Below are 20340 nucleotides of genomic sequence, written 5' to 3' on the forward strand. Positions count from 1 at the left end.
AAGCCCTGTGCCCAGGTTCTTTTCCCTCGCGGTGCTGGTGGCCACGGCGCTTGCCGTGGCCACCAGCGCCGCTTCGGCCACATCCCTCGTATCGGATCCGGTACAGCGGCCGAACCCCCCGGACGCCGTGGGTATCCGGCTCGTCGATGTCCCCGCCGACCTCGTCAAAGACCCACGGGCAAGGCAGTACATCATCGACAGCCTGAAACCCGGTGTCACGGTGAAGCGGCGCATCGAGGTGTCGAACAAGTCGGCCGACGTCCTGCATGTCGCGGTCTACCCCGGCGCGGCCGATATCCGCCGGGGTGCCTTCGTCGGCGCTGCCGGAAGCACCCGTAACGAGCTCACCACCTGGATCAAGCCCAGTCGGCTGAGCCTGGATGTCCCCGCTCACTCCAGAGCCCGTGACACCGTGACCATCGCCATTCCGAAGGATGCCGCCCCCGGCGAGCGATACGGCGTGGTGTGGGCGCAGGTCAGCGGTCGCGACCTGGGCAGCGGCATCACCTTGGTCAGCCGCACCGGAATCCGGCTCTACCTCTCGGTGGGCGGCAACAACCCGCCGCGTGCCCGATTCACGGTGGACAACATGACGGCTGAGCGTGATGCCAGTGGGCGCGCCGTCGTACACGCCAAGGTCCACAACACCGGTGGCCGCGCTCTGGACCTCACCGGCGCCATGAAGATGTCCCAGGTATCCGGAAGCATCAGCGCCGGACCCTACCCGGTCGACTCCGGAAAGAGCTTGGCGCCCGGCCAGTCCGCGTCGGTGAACGTCATCGTGACCGATCAGGTCACGGACGGCCCGTGGGACGTCTCCCTTACGTTGAAAAGCGGGTTGTTGGAGGTGACGAAAAAAGCTCGAATCACCTTCCCGAACGGGCCAGGAATGGCCGCGGCAGTCCTTTCAAGCGATGATCAGCAAAGCTCGCTGAACTGGAGACTCATCTCGGCATCGACGGCTCTGATCCTCGTGATTTTCTCGACGCTCGTGATCATCCGTACTTATCGGCGAAGCTCCGGAGGCGACGATTCCTGACTCCTGATGCCTGACTGCTGATGCCTGACTGCTGATTCCTGACTGGCCCTGCAGTCGCAGTTCGAACGTGTCCGCCCGGGGGCAGGAAGGAAAAGCCCTTCAGCTCGTCCGGCCGCAGGGTGATCCGGACAAGGTGGTCCTGGCTGAGCCGGCCGCCGTCGAAGAGGTAAAGCACCTTGTCGCCCTCGGCTTCGTTCGGTGCCCGGTCGACCGCGAGCAGGCGCCCGATGGGCGGCGTGACGCCCAGCTCCTCGCGAATCCGTGGCGGAAGTCCTGACAGGCGTCCCAGACCCGGCCACGCTGCCGCGCAGTTCGTCGAGCGGCGTCGGCTCTCCCTTGGTGGTGACGCCCGACAACGGGGTGAGCTGCCGGTGGTTCGTCAGCGCCGCCCGGCCAAGACGTCTTGGGGCACCCTCCGAGAAGACGCCTCGGCGCGGGCGGATCGTAGTCGTCCGGTCATCCCTTGTCGCCGTCGGGCGTCATCCTGTGCGGAGTCGGGGGAAGAAGCACACTCTGGTAGTAGGGGCCGAGGCCCGTATCAGGGGCTGGGCCCGCCTCGGAGGTGATCGCAATGACACAGACGACACAGTCGCAAACGGCCGCCGCGCAGGCACGGACCGCCGTCGGCTGGCATGTCGAGATCGAGTTCGAGGAGGACGACCACCGCACCCGCGCCGCCGCTCTCCTCCGGCTCCCCGACGGGAACGAGGTACGCGCTCACGGGTACGCCAGCCGCCACCCCTCCGACTCCAACCAGCCGAGAGTCGGCGAGGAGGTCGCGGGCGCGCGGGCGCTCAACGAACTGGCGATGAAACTGTTGACCAAGGCGCACGACGAGATCGACGAGGCGTCCGGGAGGACCTCGCATCCGCTGAGGTGAGCCACCTCGCATCGGCTGAGGTGAGCCTTCGCGACAGGGGCGGGGGAAGTGAGGTGGGGTGGGGTCGACACGGGTCGGCTGGAGCATGCTGTTTCCAGTGATCCGGTCCGCATCCCGTCCCACCCGAAGGACGCCCATGCCCAAGAAGATCATCATCGACTGCGACCCCGGGCTCGACGACGCCATCGCCATCCTGCTCGCCGCCGGGAACCCCGACGTCGAGATCGTCGCCATCACGACCGTCGCGGGCAACCAGACCATCGAGAAGGTCACCCTGAACGCCCGGCAGGTCTGCACCCTGGCGGGCCTGCGCGGCGTACCGGTCGCGGCCGGTGCCGGCGGTCCCCTCGTCCGGGACCAGACCCTCGCCGCCGAGATCCACGGGGACACCGGGATGGACGGCCCCGCGTTCATCCCTCCGGCCGTGGAGACCGACCCCCGGCACGCCGTCGATCTGATCATCGAGGCGGTCCTCGCCCACCCCGGTGAGATCACCCTCGTCCCCACCGCGCCCCTGACCAACATCGCGCTGGCGCTGCGCCGGGAGCCCCGTATCGCCGAACTGGTCAAGGAGGTCGTCCTGATGGGCGGGTCGTACACCCGCGGCAACATCACACCGGCGGCCGAGTTCAACATCCACGCCGATCCCGAGGCGGCCGCGGTCGTCTTCTCGGCGGGCTGGCCCCTGACCATGGTCGGCCTCGATCTGACGGCACAGGCCGCCGCCACACCTGAACTGCTGGCCCGTATCGGGGCGTTGGGCACACCCGTGTCCCGGTTCGTCGTCGATCTCCTCGACCACTACAACGCCAACGTCGGCAAGGTGCACGGCGCGATGGCCACCATCCACGACGCGTGCGCGGTCGGCCGGGCCATCGACCCGAGCCTGATGGAGGTCACGCCGGCCCATGTCGAGGTCGAGCTGCGGGGTACGGCGACCTACGGCATGACGGTCACCGACTTCCGCGGCCGCTCCGGCCCGGCGAACACCTCCGTGGCGACGAAGCTGCACACCGAGCGCCTGTGGGACCTGCTCATCAGCTCGCTGGAAACCATCGCCGCGACCACCTCCGCCTAGGCCCTGGGTCACTCCCGGACACCCGCCAGCTCCACCGCCCGGCGCCTCAGCGCGAGTGCGGCAGGGGTGACGGACCAGACGACGGCCGTCACCGCGCAGGCGCCGAGGACCGCACCGACGGCCGTCCAGGGGATCTCGATCGTGGTCGGGGCCGACAGCAGGCCCAGGGCGCTCCACATGCCCCGCAGGTTGAGCCCCGCGACAAGGAGCCCCAGTACTCCGCCGACCGCGACGACCGTCAGCGCCTCGGCGCCCACCAGCCGGAGCACCTGCCACCGGGTGGCTCCGGCCAGGCGCAGCACGGCCAGGTCGCGCACCCGGCCGGAGGTCGCCATGACCATGGTGTTGGCCAGGGAGATGCCGGAGTAGAGGAGGGCGATGCCCAGGACCAGCAGGAGGCCGAGCCGGGTCGTCCGGTTCGTCTCGGGGTGACTCGCGCGTACCCACTGGTCCTTGGCGAGGACCTGCCCGCCCGAGCTGAGCACCGCCGCACGCAGTGCGGCGGCCACGGCGTCCGCGTCGGCACCGTCGGCACCATCGGCGAGGGCGACGTCGCCCCGGTCGACTGTCGGCGGTCCAGCCCGGCGGCGCCCTGCAACAGGGTCGACTTGCCCGAGCCGGAGGGGCCCATGACAGCGGTGAAGGTTCCCCCCGGGAAGGCGAGTGAGACCTCGTCGAGTGCCGTCACCACTCCGTCGCCCGACCCGTACCGCCTGCTGACGGAGCGCAACTGGATCGCGTCGATGTTCATGGCTTCACGAAACCGTGTGGAGGCACCGCGGCGCAGTGCGGCAGAAACGAGAGTTGGGATAGGGCCAGGCATACCCCCGGTCCGCCCCCTGCCCCGATGGCACCGCCCGGGACGGCCCTTCTACGGCGACGCCCATGCATCCCCCCGCGTTCGAGGACGAAGGGCTGCACGCGGCCGTGCGGCTGCGCGAGAAGCGGCCCACGCTGCCGGTCCTGGTGCTCAGCCAGTACGTGCAGCGGACGTACGCCTCGGAACTGCTGGACACCGGCGACGGATCGGGGATCGGCTATCTGCTGAAGGACCGGGTGGGGCAGGTCGAGGACTTCGTTGACGCCCTGCGCGAGGTCGCGGAGGGCAGGTCGAACGGCGCGATCGCCCTCGAACTGGTGGTGTCCGAGGCGGCCGTGGGCAAGCACACCGGCAGCATCCTCGCCAAGTTGGACCTGCCTCCGGCCGACGCGACCCATCGCAGGGTGCTGGCGGTCCTTGCCTATCTGCGCGGGTGACGGCCCGGACGGTGAGGACCTGGATGCTCAGGGGGCGAGCAGCACGCAGAGGTCTTGTTTCGGCCCGATTGTCCATACAGCGATCGCAGGCGTGTCACGCGGCCTCTGAGAGACCCTGCCATTCCCCATCGACCGTGGCTCCCACACTGTCGGCCAGGGTGACCCAGAAGCCGAATCGCGTCCGGAAGGACCTTCGGCTCAGAGGCTCGCTCCGCCGCCCAGCAACCGGGCGAGTGTGCTCACCGTCCCGTCGATCTCGCGGGCGCACTCGTACAGCACGGAGTGGGGCCTCCCCCACGGGTCCGAGATGTCGTCCTCGGCCGGCGGGACCGGGGCGACGGCACCCCGACGGCCGGCGGTGGCCGCGACCACGACGTCGAAACCGTCCACGGCCGGCGGGACTTGCCCATCCGGTACATCGCCATGCGTGGTCGCCGTACCTTCCCCGCCCCGCACCGTGTCGACTCCCCCCACAGCGAGACGTACGAACTCCTTCAGGGTGAAGCAGCGCCGCAGCGCCGTCGGCACGAGCCGTACGGCGGCCTCCCGGTGTTCGTGCGCGAGCCCGAGGACCAGCGCTGCTTCCGCGACGAGCTGTGCGCTGAGCGGGCGGGCCGCGAAGCCGGAGCCCTCACCGCCCAGTTCCTCCAGCACCGCCCTGGTGGAGGCCTCCATGCCGGACCAGGGCCGGGCGTGCGTTCCGGCGCTCTTCGGCCGGATCGCCGAACCGGGCGGAAGCCTCGCGGCCAGCAGCCGTTCGGCGAGCACCGAGCGGTGCACGTTGCCCGTGCAGACGAACAGGACCTGGGTCATTTCTCGCCCGCGAGACGTGCCGCCGCGGCGGCCTCCTTCCGGGGGTCCGACACACGAGGAGCGGGCAGCTCGCCGTACGACCCGTAGGTGCCGTAGCGATTGCCCCGGGGCACCGGAGCCATGTTGAAGACGGTGCCGAGGACGCGGACACTCACGCGGTCCAGCGATTCCGCGGCGGTGCGGACCTGTTCCCGGCTGGTCTTCGCGGCGCGCACGACGAGCAGTGCGCCCTGGGCGAAGGAGGCGAGTCCGAGGGTGTCGGCGACCGGCAGCAGCGGCGCGGTGTCGACGATCACGACCTCGTAGGTGTCCGCCAGTTCGCGCAGTACCTCTTCCATGCGCGCCGAGGCGAGCAGTTCCGTGGGATTCGGCGGTACGGCGCCGCTGGCGAGAACCGAGAGCCGGCCGCCGGCCTGCTGCATCACGTCCTCGATACGGGCCTGTCCGATGAGCACGGTGGTCAGACCGGCGTCCTGGACGAGACCGAAGGTCGAGGCCACGCACGGTCGGCGCAGGTCGCCGTCCACGAGGCAGGTGGAGAGACCTGCCTCGGCGAGCGAGAGGGCGAGGTTCACCGCGGTGTTGGTCTTGCCCTCACCAGGCACCGAACTTGTCACCGCGATGATCCGGGGCGGCTCGTCGACCTGGGAGAACTGCAGGTTGGTACGCAACTTGCGGAAGGCCTCGGCACGGTGGGAGTGCCCGTCGGCGCTGACGAGCGGTTGCCTGGGGACGTTCCTGTCGTACGGGATGGCGCCGAGACCCGGCAGCGCGGTGAACTCGCCCAGCGCCTCGCTGGTCTTGAGCGTGGTGTCGAGGGTCTCGCGCAGGGCGACGAGTCCGGCACCGAGCAGCAGGCCGCCGAGCACTCCTGCGGCCAGGTTCAGCAGCGGGCGGGGCGAGACCGGGCCGATGGGGGCGACAGCTTCCTGGGTGACGCCCAGGGAGACGGGCGAGGTGCCGTCGCCCGTACGGAGGCTCTTTCCTGACCGCTCCGAGCCGGGCGGGCGCTTGGGCGCCTCCAGTCGCTCGACGACCGCGCTGAACCGCTGCGCCACGGCGTTGGCGATGCGTGCCGCACGCTTGGGCTCGGTGTCCCGGACGGTGATGTCGATGAGCACGGTGTTGAGCGGGGCGACGGCGGTGATCCGCGACGCCAGTTCCTCCGGAGTGGTGCGCAGTCGCAGCTCCTTCACCACGGGCCGGGTCACCTGACGGGTGGTCACGATCGCGGCGTACGACTGAACGCGCGCCTGCGAGAAGCTCTGCCCCTGGTTCAACTGGGCGGTGTCGTCGCCGGTGCGGGTGGCGACGAAGAGCTGGGTCCTCGCCTCGTAGACGGGTGTACTCAAGCTCGTCGCGCCGAGCGCCGCCCCGGTCGCGAGAACGAGACAGACCACGACGGTCGGCCAGCGTCTGGCAAGAGCCTTCAGGAATCCGTGGAGATCCAAGCTGCACCCCTCATGGGACCGAGGGAACCACCCGAAATGGAATGTTCTGTTCCCTATGTACGCAGCCGACGATAGGGACTCGCGCGCGTCAACCGGGGGAGCCACCCCTGTGTCGGCCCGCCGAACGTGGGCCATCCGGGAAGCGAGTACTCCACCATCCGGTGGCTTCTGCCCGGCGTCACGCCAGTCGATGGCTATATGTCCCATTTATTCCATGTATCTAGATGTTGGTACCCAGATCTTGCTCACGGCCGACGCTGCGGCTTGGCCCGGACTGAAGTCGAGGAGAGTGAAGAAGAAGATGACGACATCGCCCAGATGGCGGGTTGCTCTGGCATCGGCAGGATCAGCTGCCGTGCTCGTCGCGGCACCGCTGGTGGGGGCGCAGACCGCCCATGCGCAGTACCCGCCACCGCCCCCGCGTCTCACCCTCAGCCGCACCACGCTGCCCGCCGGAGGTGCACTGACCTTCGTCGGCACCGGCTTCGGCGCCAGGCAGCTGGTCACCGCGTCGCTGTTCTCCAATGAAGTCGTCCTGGGCAGGTACAGGGCGACCAGGACAGGAGTCGTCACAGGCAAGGTGACCATCCCCAGGCACGCCGTGCTGGGCGGCCACACGTTCAAACTGAGCGCCCGCCACCCCGACCTGACGCTTTCCGTCGGCATCAACGTGCAGGGCAGGCTCGGCCGGCCAGGCAGCGAACCCGGCGACTCGTGGAACCCCCATCACCGCCCAGGCCTCGCAGAAACAGGCAATGAAAAGGCCCTGGCGCTGGGCGGCACCGCGGCGGGGCTGGTCGCGGCGGGCGGGGGCACGATGCTGGCCGTGCGCCGTCGCCGCAGTTCATGACGGAGCAGGACATCGGCACGGCGGAATCAAGGCGTCCCGGCCCCGGCCGAGACGCCTTCCGCATGCGCGGGCCCGGCCACTCCCGCGAGAGGGCACCGGGCCGCCGTCGCGTACTCAGGAACACCCTGCTGGCCGCCGCGGCGCTCCCCCTGGCCGGCGCCGTCTGGATCGGTGTCACCGGGCTGCTCGCCCGTTCGGAGTTGATCGCGGCCGGGCGGGACCTCGACGCGCTTCGGCAGTCGGTGGCGCCCGGGCCCGGCGCCGCCTCCGGTGCCGGGCCCGCGTCCGCCCAGGAGCGGGAACGGGAAGTGCTTTCCGCCGCCGCCCACGCCGCTCGGGCTCATCGCCTCACCACCGGCCCGGCCTGGTACCCCGCAGCCGCGCTGCCCTTCTTCGGCGGCCCGGTCAGGACCGTGCGCGGGGCCGCGTACGCGGCCGACCGGCTGGCCGGCGATGTGCTGTCCCCGCTGGTGCGAGCGCTGCCACCAGCCACGCCGGACGGCCGCGGTGACGGGATGTCCGAGGCCCTGATGACCTTGCAGAAGCACGCGCCGGAAGTCGTCCGGGCCGCCCGCGCCGCGGCCGAGGTGCAGGCCGACGTGCACGGGCTGCCCCGGTCCACCTGGTTGCCGGCGGTCGACCGGGCCCGGGCCGGGCTCGCGCGGCAGATCGACCGCCTCGGCCCGGTGATGACCGACGCCTCACTGGCGGCCCGCGTCCTGCCGCCCCTGCTCGGCACTCAAGGGGAACGGCGTTACTTCCTCGCGTTCCAGAACATCGCCGAGGCGCGTGGCACCGGGGGCGTTCCGGGGGCTTTCGCAGTGCTGTCGGCCGACCGGGGTCATCTGTCCTTCGAGCGGTTCGGCAACAACACCGAGATGGCCACGACGAAGACGGACCTCGACCTGGGAGCCGACTTCACGGCCCGCTACCAGGGCAGCGAGCCCACCCGCGTGTGGGCCAACTCCAACATGAGCCCGCACTTCCCCTACGCGGCCCGCATCTGGGCCGCGGCGTGGCGCGAACACACCGGCGAGCGCGTGGACGGAGTGTTCGCCGTCGACCCCGCCACGCTGAGCCGTCTGCTGCGCGTCACCGGCCCGGCCCGCATGGCGGACGGCACCGAGCTGACCGCCGACAACGTCGTGGACCTCACCGAACGGGCCAGCTACGCGATGTACGACGACGTCGCCCGGCGCAAGGCGTTCTTCGTCGAGGCGGCCCGCGCCGCCGCCGGGCCCCTGATCTCCGCGACCGGCGACATGCGCCGGCTTCCCGCCCTGCTCGCCGCCCTGAACGACGTCCAGCGGGACGGACGGCTGAAGGTGTGGAGCGCGCATGCGGCGGAGCAACGTCTCCTCGAGTCGCGCTCCTACTCGGGCGCGCTCCCGGACACTCCCGGCCCCTTCGCGGGGCTGGTGGTGAACAACGCGGCCGGCTCCAAACTGGACTACTACCTCGACCGGAGCCTGGTCTGGGAAGCGAACGGCTGCTCCCGCGGCGACCGCCCGGTCACCGCGACCGTGACCCTGACCAACCGGGCCCCGGTCTCCGGACTGCCCGGTTACGTCACCCTGCGGGAGGACTCCCCGCCCTACCGCACCCGGCCGGGTGACAACCGGCTCCTGGTGTCGTACTACGCGGGCGTCGGCGCCACCCTGGACGGCGCCACCCTGGACGGCCGTCCGGCGCAGCTCGCGCCCGGCGTCGAACGCGGCCACTCCGTGTACACGCTGGACCTGGAGCTGCCCGCCCACTCCAGCCACACGCTGGTGCTGCACCTGCTGGAGCCGCACGCGGACCGCGCCCCGGTCCTTCTGCGACAGTCCCTGGTGACGCCACTGCGAGCCACACTGAAACCGGTCGGTGCCTGCGGTGTCTGAGCGCCTGCGCCGCTCCGGGGCGGTGCTCCTGGGGGTGCTGCTGCTCGCGTCGTGCGCGGCGGGAGAGCACGCCCCGGACGATCCGGCAGGCGGGGCCGCGGGTGGGCGGCGGGTCGCCGCGCACCGGGTCGAGCACCTGCGGGTCAAGGTGCTCAAGACCTTTCCGCACGACCCGCGAGCGTTCACCCAGGGCCTCGAGATGGCCGGCGACACGCTCTACGAAGGCACCGGCATCTCCGGCCGGTCCTCGGTACGGGCAGGGCCTTTGGGCAAGAAGCCCGCGGTCCGCACGGCACTCCCCGCACCCTTGTTCGGTGAGGGCATCACCGTGCTCGGCCGAACCCTGTGGCAGCTCACCTGGCGCAACCGGACCGCCATCGAGCGCGACGCCAGGACGCTCAAGGAACTGCGTCGCGTCCCCTACCAGGACGACGGCTGGGGCGTGTGCCTCGAGCGGGCCCGGCACCGGCTGGTGACCAGCGACGGCTCGTCACGGCTGACGTTCCGTGACCCCAGGTCGCTCGCGAAGACGGGCGAGGTCGCCGTGACCGAAGGGGGCCGGCCGCTGACGGAGCTGAACGAGTTGGAGTGCGTCGGTGCCGCTGTGTATGCGAACGTGCTCTTCACCGACCGGATCGTGCGCATCGATCCCGTCACCGGAGCGGTGACGGCGAGCATCGACGCCTCGGGCCTGCTGCGCGACGACGAACTCGCCCCGGGGGCCGCGCTGAACGGTATCGCGGCGGTCCCCGGCACCCGTCAGTTCCTGATCACCGGGAAGTTCTGGCCCAGAATGTTCCGCGTCGCGCTGGCCCCGGCCTGACGGACGGGCGGCTCCGCACACCTCTTCAGTGCCCTCCCGTGGACCCCTCGCCTCCCGGCCCTGATTTCCGCATATGCACGAGGCATGGAGCTCTGCTCATCGGGTGAGAGTTGCTCGAAGCCCAGCGTCGCGCCCCGCTGTTCACCGGGCAGCCGTTCACACTCGAATAGTCCTTTTTTGATGCGCTTGGAGGGCGAATGTGGCTGTTCGGGGAGACTATGCCCCACGTACCAGTGGCAAGACCTGCGCAGAGACAGGTCATCCGGGAGCAGCCGCCGACCGGGCGCCGCGCCGGCAAGCCCGTGTGGTACGCGCCGGCCGCCGTCATCGGCGACGTGACCGGCGCCGCCGTGCCGGTGTATCTGGCCTTCACGCTGACCGGCGGCACGCATGCCGTGGCCTACGCGATGGTGGCGGCCGCAGCTTGGCTGCTCGTGCGCGCCGCACGGGACCGCTACGGCGAGCCCCGTCTCGGTGAACGCGACAACATCGGCCCCGCGGTGCAGGACTGGCTGGTGCTGATCGGACTGCTCGCGGTGGTACGGGCTGCGACAGGCGAGGAGTCCCCGTTCCTCCTTGCGCTGGCCGCCCTGGTGCCCTGCGCCCCGTCGAGCGCCGCCGTACAGAATCTGATCCACCGTCACCTGGTCGCCCGACGCCGCGACGGCCGGACCGTCCGCAGGGCCCTGGTGATCGGGGAGGCCGACGCCCTCGACGGTCTGGTGAGCCACCTCGCGAAGCGGACCGACCACGAGTTCGTCGTCGTCGGGGTGTGCCCGATCGGCGACGAGGACCCGCACACACTGGCCCCGGTCGCCACCCGTATCGGCCGGCAGGCACCGCCACGCCCGTCGGCCGACTCCGCCCCGGTACTGGATGCGGCCCGGCGGCTCCACGCGGACGTGGTCCTCGTCGTGCCGGGACCGTACATGAACGGAACGCGCCTGCGGCGGCTGTCGTGGGCCCTGCACGGCGAGGAGTGCCCGCTCGTGGTCGTACCGGGGCTGACCGAGGTCGCCGGGCGCCGGGTGGGCGTCCTCTCCGTGGCCGGGCTCACCATGCTGGCCGTGGCCCCGCCCCTGAGGCGGGGGCTTGCGACGCTGCTCAAGTCGGTGACGGACCGGCTGGGCGCGGCGCTGCTGATCATGCTGCTGGCCCCGGTGTTCGTGACGGTGGCCCTCGCCGTACGGATGGACTCCCCGGGGCCCGCCGTGCACCGGCAGACGCGCATCGGACGCGGCGGAAAACCGTTCACCATGGCCAAGTTCCGCACCATGGTCGTCGACGCGGAGCGGCTGAGGCATCAGCTGACCGGGACCAACGAGCAGGACGGCCGAATGTTCAAGATCCGCCGTGATCCGCGGATCACCCGCGTCGGCCGGGTGCTGCGCCGCTCCTCCCTGGACGAACTGCCCCAGCTGTTCAACGTGGTGCGGGGACACATGTCCCTGGTCGGTCCGCGACCGCCGCTGCCCGACGAGGCCGCCGGTTACGACGAGGTGGAGCGGCGCCGGCTGGTCGTCAAGCCGGGACTCACCGGCCTGTGGCAGGTCAGCGGCCGCTCGGACCTCTCCTGGGACGAGACGGTCGCCCTGGACCTCAGGTACGTGGACAACTGGTCCCCGTCGGGGGACCTCGAGGTGCTGTGCCGGACCGTGGGCGCTGTCGTGGCGGGCAGGGGCGCCTACTGAGCAACTGCCCGACCCGCCACCACGCCCGACAGCACCGACGACATCCACTGATGTCCACGGCATCCACCAGCACCGGCGATCCCCCTGGAGGGCTCATGCCGCCCGGAACCCCCACCGCCCACTCACCCCGGGACCGCTTCGGACCTGACCACCACGCCCCGGGGGACCGCCTCGGCTCGCCGCTGGAGGCCACGGACGTGCTCGCCCTGGCGGACCGGCTCTTCGGGTGGGCCGACGCCCGCGACTGGGCGGGCCCGGACCCGTACGACGGGCTGACCGGCCCGCTGGGACGGCTGGCCGTGCACCGTGTGCTTCGGCAGGTGCTCCTGCAGACCGTCAAACGCAGCCGGATCGACCTGCGTCCGGCCCTGGGCATTCACCCGCTGCGCACCGCGACGGCCGCCGGAACCGCGGCCGGCGCCTGCGCCAGGCTCTCGGCCTCCCCCGTGTGGCGGGAGCGCGCCCTCCGACTGGGCCGGTCGGCGGCCGCCGAGCAGCTGTCCGGGCGCTGGGCCGGGCTGTGGCGTTACGAGTTCGACGTGCAGACCCGCTGGGCGTACTACCCCGCCTCCCGCCCGAACCTCGTGGCCACCACCTTCTGCGCGGACGGCTGTCTGGACACCGGGACGCTCGGCGACGAGGCGGTACGGACCCTCGCTCACGGGCTCCTGGAACACCTGCACAACGGCGAGTTCTTCACCTACACACCCGCCAGTGACGTCCTCGTCCACAACGCCAACCTCATGGGTGCCGCGCTCGCCGGCCGCCTGGCATGCATCGGGACGCTGCCGGGCGAACTGGCGGACCGCCTGGTCGATGCCGCCCGCGGTGCCGTCGAGGTGAGCCTGAACGGTCAGCGCCCCGACGGCTCGTGGCCCTACGGGCGGGGCCCGCGGCTGGGCTGGGTGGACGGCTTCCACACGGGGTACGTGCTGCTGCGCCTCGAACAGGCGGGAACGCTGCTCGACGTTGACGTCCGGCGCCCCCTCGAACGGGGAGTGGACCACTACCTGCGGCACCTGTTCGACGGCCCCCTGCCCCGCTACTTCGCGGACGGCCGGAACAGACGGGACCCGAACAACGACGCGACAGCGGTACGGATGGCGGCGTGGGCGGCCCATCACGGCTTTGTCCGGATCGACTTCCCCCGGGCCGTGCTGGCCGCCGTCGTGGACCGCTACCCCGGTCTCGGCGCGGACACACGGGCCGGCGGCTCCCCGCGGAACAGGTCCCTGTGGGAGTCGCCCCGGTGGAGCGCCGCTCCCCTGCTGGACGCCCTGACCGCCCTCCACGCCGTCCTGCCGGGCGGCCGGCACCCCGCCACCCCGGCCGCTCAGCCGACGACGGCCGCCTCGTAGCCCGACAGGACGTCCGCGGTCCGCCCCGCGCCTCCCGCCCCTCCCGTCGCGTTTCGCTCCCACCACACGGCCGCGCAGAACAGCCCGAACACGGCGAGTCCCCGGTCGCGCCGGCCCCGGACGTGTTCGGCGACGAGGCGGTCGGCGGTCCGCCGGTCGAAGACGTCGTCGAACAGCGGGGAGCGCCGTACCTCGGCCCACAGACGGTCACCGTGCTCGCGCAGCAGCGACCGCACCGGCGCCCCGAACCCCGTCTTGGGGCGCCTGGCGACGAACTCCGGCACACCGGACGCCACCGCCGCCGCGCGGAAGCGCGCCTTGCCGTCGCCGAGCTGCAGCTGCTCCTCCGCGACGGCGCCGAGGGCGGCGGCCACCACCGGCTCCCCCAGGAACGGCACCCGCAGCTCGACGCTCGCCCGCATCGACGCGCGGTCGCCGTACAGCAGGTTCAGCCCCGGCAGGAACAGTCGCCGGTCGCACTCCGCCAGCGCCGAGAGGGGCGTCCCGCCCGCGTCGAGCACGCCGCCCGCCACCTCGCGATGCCGCTCGGTGACCGCCTCCAGTCCGATGAACGGCGACAGCGCCGCCCACTCCCGCCCCGAGTAGTACGCCTGAGTCGCCCACGACCAGTCGCGGGGGCCGAGCTGGAGCAGCCGCCCGAACTTGTCGACACGGCCCCGGTAGCGCCGGGGTCCGGGAACCACGGTGGTGGCGCCGAGGGCGGGGCGCGCCCACGCGGGAAGCCGTTGCAGCAGCAGCACGGCCTGGTAGCGCTCGTAGCCGAGGAAGAGTTCCTCGACGCCGAGCCCCGACAGCAGCACGGTCGCCTCACCGCAGGCGGCGCGGGAGAGCTGTATGAGGGTGACGGCGGCCGGGTCCCCGAAAGGGAGCTCCATGGCGGTGACCAGCTCCGGGATCCGGCGCAGTACGTCGACGTCCAGGTCGACCCACGTCAGCGGCAGGCCCAGCCGTCGGGCGACCCGGGCGGCGTAGGGGGCATCGTCCTCGAACGGCTCCGCGGTGGGCGCCGTGGTGCGTGCTCTGGCGGCGAAGGCGGGTCCGGCGAAGCCCTCCCTGCTCATCTCCACGCCCAGCCAGGTGCTGTCCAGCCCTCCGCTCAGCAACAGCCCCACCGTCACGTCCGCGCGCACCTGCCGGGCGACCGACGCGCGGACCGCGGCACCGATGTCCTCGGCGGGCATCGCGGCACCGGCCCGCCACCAGGGTGACGCCGTGTCATAGCCGGGAGCGCGCCGGGACAGCACCGTCCCGGCCGGTACGGCACGAACGCGCTGCCAGCCGGTCCGCGGCGGCGGCGTCCACAGGAACATGGCGCCCTGCGCCACCGCGACGGGGTCGACGTCGCCGGTCAGCCCGGCTGCCCGCAGCGGTTCGATCTCACTGGCGAGCGCGACCGTGCGGCCCGCCGCGTCCACCGCCGCGTACAGCGGTTTCACGCCCAGTCGGTCACGCCCGTAGCGAAGCTCGCCGTCGGGCAGGAGGAGGGCGAAGGCGAACATGCCGTCCACCTGGTCGAGCAGCCGTGGTGCGTCCGGCTGCAGCAGCAGTTCGTAGAGAACCTCGGTGTCGCCCTCGGTCGTGAACGTCACATGCCGCTTCCGCAGCACCTCGCGCAGGTATAAAGCGTTGTAGATCTCGCCGTTGTAGACCATCACGCCCCGCTTCGGGGAGCCGAAGGGCTGGTCGCTCCTCGGATCGAGGTCCACCACGGCCAGGCGGCGGAAGTGCAGCGCCGCATGCCAATTGCCACCGCCGAGGTCCAGGTGTCCGCTCGCGTCGGGGCCGCGGTGCGCGAGCGCCGCGCACGGGTCCCCGTGCGATGGCGGCAGATGGCGCGCGGTGTCGTTCAGCAGGACGACGAAACCGCACATCAGCGCGCCGCCGTGGTCGAGGAAGAACCACCGGCCCGGTACGCGGCCTGCCCACCCGGTTTCGGCACGGCGCCCGCAGCGCTGGGACCGGGCGACGGACACCCCAGTGCCCTGGCCAGAGCCGGTGTGCGGGGGGCGGTCGCCACGACGCCATCCTCCGTGAGCGAGCGGGCGGCACGACAGGCGACGAGGGAACTCCACAGCGCCGAGGCGAAGTCGGCGGCGGCAGCGGTCTCCTCGCCGAGGGGCTCGCCCCGGACGAGTCGGACGAGGGAGTGCATCTCGGCCGCGTGTCCCTTCGGACCGCCCCGGTACTTCGTCGTGACCGCCCTGCCCCCCTTCCACACGGTGAGCGAGCGGAAGTCGTCGATTCTGGCCGCCACCCGGTCGGTGGCCACTTCCAGGAGTTCCTTGGGCGCGCCGGGCGGCGTCAGCCCCCCGTACACGATGGAGGCAGCCGACCCGTCGTCGTAGGTGATCTGCAGGGTGAGGCTCTGCGCGGCGGCGGGGTCCCGCGTATCCACGCCGACCGCCCGCACATCGACTGGCCTGCCGGGGACCAGGAAGCCCGCGGTGTCGATGAAGTGGCACACCTCGCCGAGCAGCCGGCCACCCTGCCCGGGGTCGAAGTACCAGTGGTCGGCCGGGAGCCGGCCCGCGAACACCCGGTGGACGACCTGGAGGGGCGCGCCCGTGGGGAGCACGGCGCGAAGGTCCCGCACCGAGGGGGCGAACCGCCGGTTGAACCCCGCCATCGCCGGGGCGCCGGAAATCAGCCAGGCGTCGGCGACATCCTCCAGCTCCGTCTCCGTCAGGCCCAGCGGCTTCTCGCAGTACAGGGCGGCACCCCCGCGCAGCACCCGCGCCGCATACTGTCCGTGGCTGTCATGGCGGCTGAGCACCATCACGCAGTCCGCGTCGCCCGAGGCGAGGCCGGTGTCGACGCTCTCGGCCACGGTACGAAAACCCCACCGTCGGCCCTGGTGCGCGGCGGACAGCCCCCGTCCGCCGGCGACCCACGAGAACGCGACGCCGGGTTCCCGTTCCAGCTCCGGGAAGAGCGTCCGCGTGGCGAAGTTGCCGGCGCCGATCGCCGCGAGCCGCAAGGTGCCGCGAGGGGCGGTCCAGGTGCGGGAGCCCGCCTCCGGAGCCGGCCGGGACGGGAGCTGCGCGGTTGCGGAGTAGCGCAGCAGCAGGGCGACGCTGCGTCCGGCGGCCGACGGTTTCAGCGCCTCGTACGCGCCCGCCGCGTCCTCGACGGCGAAGACCCGCGGCTTGAGCCGGGCGAAGTCCACCGCGCCCGTCGCCAGGAGCCGCAGCACCTCGGCGAGGTTGCGCCGTTCTGTCCACGGGACATAGCCCTCCGGGTACGGATGGCCGTCCTCTTCGAAGCGTGCGTCGTACCGGCCGGGGCCGTAGGACCGCGCATAACGGATCGTCAATTCCTTGTGGTAGTAGGACGATCGTGGCGGTGCTACTTTGACGTCACCGACGACCACCACGGTGGCGCGGTCACGGGCGAGGAGGCCGGCGAACTCGACGGGGTCGGAGCTGGACGTGGCGGCGGTGATGAGCACCGCGTCCGCGTCGGCGCCTGCCCAGTGCCGGGAGACGTCGCCGGGCAGGCCGGCCGCCTCCCGCGGGAAGGCCACAAGACCCGCCGACTCGGCTAGCGCCACCATGGCGGGGTCGGGATCGATACCCACCCCGTCGTATCCGTAGGCGCGCAGCAGTTGGAGCGTGATCTGGCCGACCAGGCCGAGGCCGATGACGGCGATCCGTGAGCCCGGCACCACTTCGGCCTGGTGGATGCCCTGAAGCGCGATCGCGCCGACCGTGGCGAAGGCGGCCCATTGGGTGTCCACGGCGTCCGGCACCGGGACGACAAGGTTGCGGGGCACGGCGACGATCTCCGCGTGCGACGCGTAGCGGGCCCCGGCGGCAGCCACCCGCATCCCGGGGCGGATGTCGTCGACCCCCTCGCCCGTCCGCAGGACCGTGCCCGCGCAGGAGTACCCGAGCTGCACCGGACGGTCCAGGCGGTCCTGGACCGTCCGGTAGGTCTCGACGAGGCCCGTTCGCTTCACGCTGTCGAGCACCTGCGCCACCTGCTCGGGCCGCTGTCTCGCCTTGCCGAGCAGGCTCTGCGCGCCGGTCGAGACGGTGGCCCGTTCCGTACCCGCGCTGATGAGCGACCAGTCGTTGCGGATCACCACCACACCGGCGGCTGCTTCGGGGGCGGGAATTTCTCCCACCGTGATGGCGCCGGTGCGCGGGGACAGGAGGACTGTTTTCATTTCCTGCCTTTACGGGGAGGGATCGCGGCCCAGCGCACTGTAGGGAGGGCAAATCACCGGCACATGCACTTCTCACGCGGAACGGACCAGACGGACGAACATCTCCATACGGCCGGGTGAACATGCCACTGGCATGGTGGGCGTTGTCGCGGAATACCGATTCCCTGGTGCCCGGCGAGCCCTTCTTTCGCTCCGGGGAACTACGGCCACCGGTGGGTGCCACCCCGGCAGCGGTCCGGTGCCCGCCCGGAAGGAGAATTCGGGTGAAGCGACTGATGGTCGTCTACGGAACGAGACCGGAGGCCATCAAAATGGCCCCCGTCATCGAGGCACTCGACCGGTCCCCGATATTCCGGCCGACGGTGACGGTGACCGCCCAGCACCGCGGACTGCTCGACCAGGTCCACGCGTTGTTCGGCGTGCGGGCCGACCACGATCTGGACATCCTCAGCGAACGCCAGTCCCTCGCCGACATCACCGTGCGTGTCCTCGACGGGCTGTGTCCGCTGCTGCTGCGGGAGCGCCCGGAGGCGGTGCTGGTCCAGGGCGACACCACGACCGCGTTCGCCGGGGCCCTCGCCGCCTTCTACAGCCAGATCCCCGTGGTCCACCTGGAGGCGGGACTGCGTACCGGCGACCGGTACTCGCCCTTCCCCGAGGAGATCAACCGCCGGCTCGCGACCCAACTGGCCTCCCTGCATCTGGCGCCCACCCCGCACGCGCGGGACAACCTGCTGCGAGACGGCGTCCCCCCGTCGTCCGTCGTGGTCACCGGGAACACAGTCATCGACGCCCTGCTCTGGGCGGTCGGGCGCAAGGCGCACTACGGGGACCCGGCCCTGGCCGACCTCGACGACACGGCCCGCCGGGTCCTGCTGGTGACGGCCCATCGCCGGGAGTCATGGGGAGGCGGAATGGAGTCCATCGGCAGTGCTCTCGCCGATCTGGCGCGTGCCGAGCCCGACCTCCTCATCGTGCTCCCGCTGCACCCCAATCCGGTCGTACGGGCGGCGATCCTGCCCCAGGTCGCCCACATCGCCAGCATCCGCCTGACGGAACCGCTGGCCTACGGGGCGTTCGCCCGGCTGATGAACCGTGCGCACATCATCCTGACCGACAGCGGAGGCATCCAGGAGGAGGGCCCGGGCCTCGGCAAGCCCGTGCTGGTCATACGGGACACCACGGAGCGCCCGGAGGCCCTCCGGGCCGGAACGAGCCGCCTGGTGGGAACCGACCGCGAGCACATCGTGAAGCAGGTACGCCTGCTGCTGCACGACCGTGCGGCATACGCGGCCATGGCGAAGGCCGTGAACCCGTACGGCGACGGGCGCGCCGCGGACCGTACCGTACGGGCGATCGGGCACTGGATGGGCCTGTGCGGGCGCCCTGCGGAGTTCGGCGACGCGCCGGACTCCGCAGGCGACTCGGCGTCAGCTCCAGATGCCGCGAGTGTCGAAGACGGCCTTGCCGCGCAGCGCGGTCCGTTTGACGCCTCGGAAGGCATCGTGGTCCACGAGCAGTACGACGACATCGGCGTCCCGCACCGCGGTGGTGACGTCGACGAGTTCGGCCACGCCCGTTTGCGCCAGTGAGTCCGGCAGTTCCCTGATGTGCGGTTCCGCGACCAGCAGCCGGCCGAGCTGACGCTCGGCCAGCTGCGTGACGATGTGCAGGGCGGGGCTCTCCCGGAGGTCGTCGATGTTCGCCTTGAAGGCCAGACCGAGGCAGGCGATCACCGGGTCCTTGAACCGGCCGGCCGTCCGGACGACCTCGCCGAGCACATAGTCGGGCCGCTCGTCGTTGACCTCGCGGGCGAGCCGGATGAGACGCGACTGCCGGGGCGCGGTGCCGACGATGAACCAGGGATCAATGGCGATGCAGTGCCCGCCGACACCCGGCCCCGGGCGCAGGATGTCGACCCGCGGGTGACGGTTGGCCAGGGCGATGACGTCCCCCGCGTCGATGCCGACGTGGTCGCAGACCATGGACAGTTCGTTGGCGAAAGCGATGTTGACGTCCCGGAAGGCGTTCTCGCTGAGCTTGGCCATCTCCGCCGTCGTGGCGTCGGTGAGCAGGCACTCCCCCTTGGCGAACACCTCGTAGAGCGTGCGCGCCCGCTCGGCGCAGCCCTCACCCACGCCTCCGACAACCCGGTCGTTGGTCACGATCTCGATCATCGTCCGGCCCGGCAGGACACGTTCCGGACAGTGGGCGACCCGTACGTCGGGCGCGTCACCCGCTTCGTGGGGGAAGGTCAGGTCGGGGCGGTGCTTGCCCAGCCACCGGGACAGCTCCACGGTGGTGCCGGGCGGCGAGGTCGACTCGAGGATGACGAGGTCACCGGCCTTGAGCACCTCGGCCACCGAGGCGGCGGCGCTGCGCACGTACGACAGGTCCGCCGTACGGTCCTCCTGGAGCGGCGTGGGGACAGCGATGATGAAGGCGTCGGCGGGCTCGGGCGCGCCAGTCGCCCGCAGTCGGCCCATGGCCACAGCCCCGCTGACGGCCACCGCCAGATCCGGTTCGACGAAGGGGGCACGGCCGGCGTTGATGAGTTCGACGGTGGCGGGGTTGACGTCGACACCGATGACGTCGATGCCATGGGTAGCGAGGGCGGCGGCGGTGGGGAGGCCGATGTAGCCGAGGCCGACCACGCAGACGGTGGAGAACACCTGAAGGAATTCCTTTCGGCGGGCGATTCAGCTCGTCATCGTGTCAGAACGGCTTCTCTCCGGGGTATGTGAAAGACCGGCATGTAACCGATCGGCCGCTGTTCCACACGTTCCCAATCCGCCGAATGCGTGAATCGGTTGTATCCGCCCGCCAACTTCGGTAACCGTGATCCTGCCCATGGATACGTTGCGCCTATGAGTCGCACCGAGGTGGGAAACCGCGAAAACCACGCAAGCAATGTGACGGAATACCGTGCGCACCGCAAGAGGTCCCGCAGGGTCACAGTGCGCGGGGGCGTCGGGCCCCATCTCCAGGCAATCGCCGTGGAGTTGCTCGCTCGAGCCGCCAGACCAAT

General features: G+C 71.3%; 13 protein-coding genes and 4 pseudogenes. 10 read left to right on the forward strand and 7 right to left on the reverse strand.

Annotation, left to right across the window (positions count from 1 at the left end; all coding sequences use genetic code 11):
• Positions 1–7: 7 nt before the first annotated feature.
• The 3 genes from ACFVWD_RS30975 (at position 8) to ACFVWD_RS30985 (ending at position 2997) form a co-directional block, all read left to right on the forward strand.
• Complete coding sequence (locus ACFVWD_RS30975) at positions 8–1039, forward strand: hypothetical protein (protein ID WP_389600833.1); 1032 nt, start codon at positions 8–10, stop codon at positions 1037–1039.
• 571 nt (positions 1040–1610) lie between these two features.
• Positions 1611–1919, forward strand: a complete 309-nt coding sequence (locus ACFVWD_RS30980; RefSeq protein WP_389600835.1) for a DUF1876 domain-containing protein — start codon at positions 1611–1613, stop codon at positions 1917–1919.
• Between the two features lie 136 nt (positions 1920–2055).
• The gene (locus tag ACFVWD_RS30985; protein ID WP_389600837.1) at positions 2056–2997 is read left to right on the forward strand and encodes a nucleoside hydrolase; all 942 of its coding nucleotides are present in this window, start codon (positions 2056–2058) and stop codon (positions 2995–2997) included.
• An 8-nt stretch (positions 2998–3005) separates the two neighbouring features.
• On the opposite strand, the pseudogene ACFVWD_RS30990 reads toward ACFVWD_RS30985, so the two are convergent.
• A pseudogene (locus tag ACFVWD_RS30990) lies at positions 3006–3566 on the reverse strand (FtsX-like permease family protein); the annotation flags it as partial.
• Positions 3560–3748, reverse strand: a pseudogene (locus tag ACFVWD_RS30995) (ATP-binding cassette domain-containing protein); the annotation flags it as partial. The pseudogenes ACFVWD_RS30990 and ACFVWD_RS30995, both read right to left, overlap by 7 nt.
• 140 nt (positions 3749–3888) lie before the next feature.
• Here ACFVWD_RS30995 and ACFVWD_RS31000 point away from each other — a divergent pair.
• Positions 3889–4254, forward strand: a pseudogene (locus ACFVWD_RS31000) (LuxR C-terminal-related transcriptional regulator); the annotation flags it as partial.
• Between the two features lie 198 nt (positions 4255–4452).
• On the opposite strand, the gene ACFVWD_RS31005 reads toward ACFVWD_RS31000, so the two are convergent.
• Both ACFVWD_RS31005 and ACFVWD_RS31010 read right to left on the reverse strand, forming a co-directional pair.
• Positions 4453–5067, reverse strand: coding sequence for a low molecular weight phosphatase family protein (locus tag ACFVWD_RS31005; RefSeq protein ID WP_389600839.1), 615 nt, complete (start codon positions 5065–5067; stop codon positions 4453–4455).
• A complete protein-coding gene (locus tag ACFVWD_RS31010) occupies positions 5064–6518 on the reverse strand; it encodes a polysaccharide biosynthesis tyrosine autokinase (RefSeq protein WP_389600841.1) in 1455 nt (484 codons plus the stop codon). The genes ACFVWD_RS31005 and ACFVWD_RS31010 overlap by 4 nt, the downstream gene beginning before the upstream one ends.
• 355 nt (positions 6519–6873) lie before the next feature.
• Between ACFVWD_RS31010 and ACFVWD_RS31015 the strand changes: the two genes are divergently transcribed.
• From ACFVWD_RS31015 to ACFVWD_RS31035, 5 genes are all read left to right on the forward strand, one after another.
• Positions 6874–7368: a hypothetical protein gene (locus ACFVWD_RS31015; protein ID WP_389600843.1), complete on the forward strand. Its 495-nt coding sequence runs from the start codon at positions 6874–6876 to the stop codon at positions 7366–7368.
• Positions 7365–9251, forward strand: a complete 1887-nt coding sequence (locus ACFVWD_RS31020; protein ID WP_389600845.1) for a DUF4012 domain-containing protein — start codon at positions 7365–7367, stop codon at positions 9249–9251. Before ACFVWD_RS31015 ends, ACFVWD_RS31020 begins: the two co-directional genes overlap by 4 nt.
• Entirely contained in the window at positions 9244–10074 is an 831-nt protein-coding gene (locus ACFVWD_RS31025) for a glutaminyl-peptide cyclotransferase (protein ID WP_389600846.1), read from the forward strand. The genes ACFVWD_RS31020 and ACFVWD_RS31025 overlap by 8 nt, the downstream gene beginning before the upstream one ends.
• 218 nt (positions 10075–10292) lie before the next feature.
• The gene (locus tag ACFVWD_RS31030) at positions 10293–11765 is read left to right on the forward strand and encodes a sugar transferase (RefSeq protein WP_389600848.1); all 1473 of its coding nucleotides are present in this window, start codon (positions 10293–10295) and stop codon (positions 11763–11765) included.
• A gap of 95 nt (positions 11766–11860) precedes the next feature.
• Entirely contained in the window at positions 11861–13123 is a 1263-nt protein-coding gene (locus ACFVWD_RS31035) for a hypothetical protein (RefSeq protein ID WP_389600850.1), read from the forward strand.
• On the opposite strand, the gene ACFVWD_RS31040 is transcribed toward ACFVWD_RS31035, so the two are convergent.
• On the reverse strand, positions 13099–15117 hold the full coding sequence (locus ACFVWD_RS31040; RefSeq protein ID WP_389600852.1) for an asparagine synthetase B family protein: 2019 nt from the start codon (positions 15115–15117) through the stop codon (positions 13099–13101). The two genes, ACFVWD_RS31035 and ACFVWD_RS31040, sit on opposite strands and share 25 nt — an antisense overlap.
• Complete coding sequence (locus tag ACFVWD_RS31045) at positions 15015–17312, reverse strand: bi-domain-containing oxidoreductase (protein WP_389600853.1); 2298 nt, start codon at positions 17310–17312, stop codon at positions 15015–15017. Before ACFVWD_RS31045 ends, ACFVWD_RS31040 begins: the two co-directional genes overlap by 103 nt.
• Positions 17313–17575: 263 nt before the next feature.
• On the opposite strand from ACFVWD_RS31045, the gene wecB reads away from it, so the two are divergent.
• Complete coding sequence (gene wecB / locus ACFVWD_RS31050; RefSeq protein ID WP_389600854.1) at positions 17576–18904, forward strand: non-hydrolyzing UDP-N-acetylglucosamine 2-epimerase; 1329 nt, start codon at positions 17576–17578, stop codon at positions 18902–18904.
• On the opposite strand, the pseudogene wecC reads toward wecB, so the two are convergent.
• Positions 18806–19984: pseudogene (gene wecC, locus ACFVWD_RS31055) on the reverse strand (UDP-N-acetyl-D-mannosamine dehydrogenase); the annotation flags it as partial. The gene wecB and the pseudogene wecC overlap by 99 nt on opposite strands.
• Positions 19985–20340 lie beyond the last annotated feature (356 nt).

It is taken from the genome of Streptomyces sp. NPDC058086 (assembly GCF_042885015.1).
In the GTDB taxonomy this organism is placed as follows: domain Bacteria; phylum Actinomycetota; class Actinomycetes; order Streptomycetales; family Streptomycetaceae; genus Streptomyces.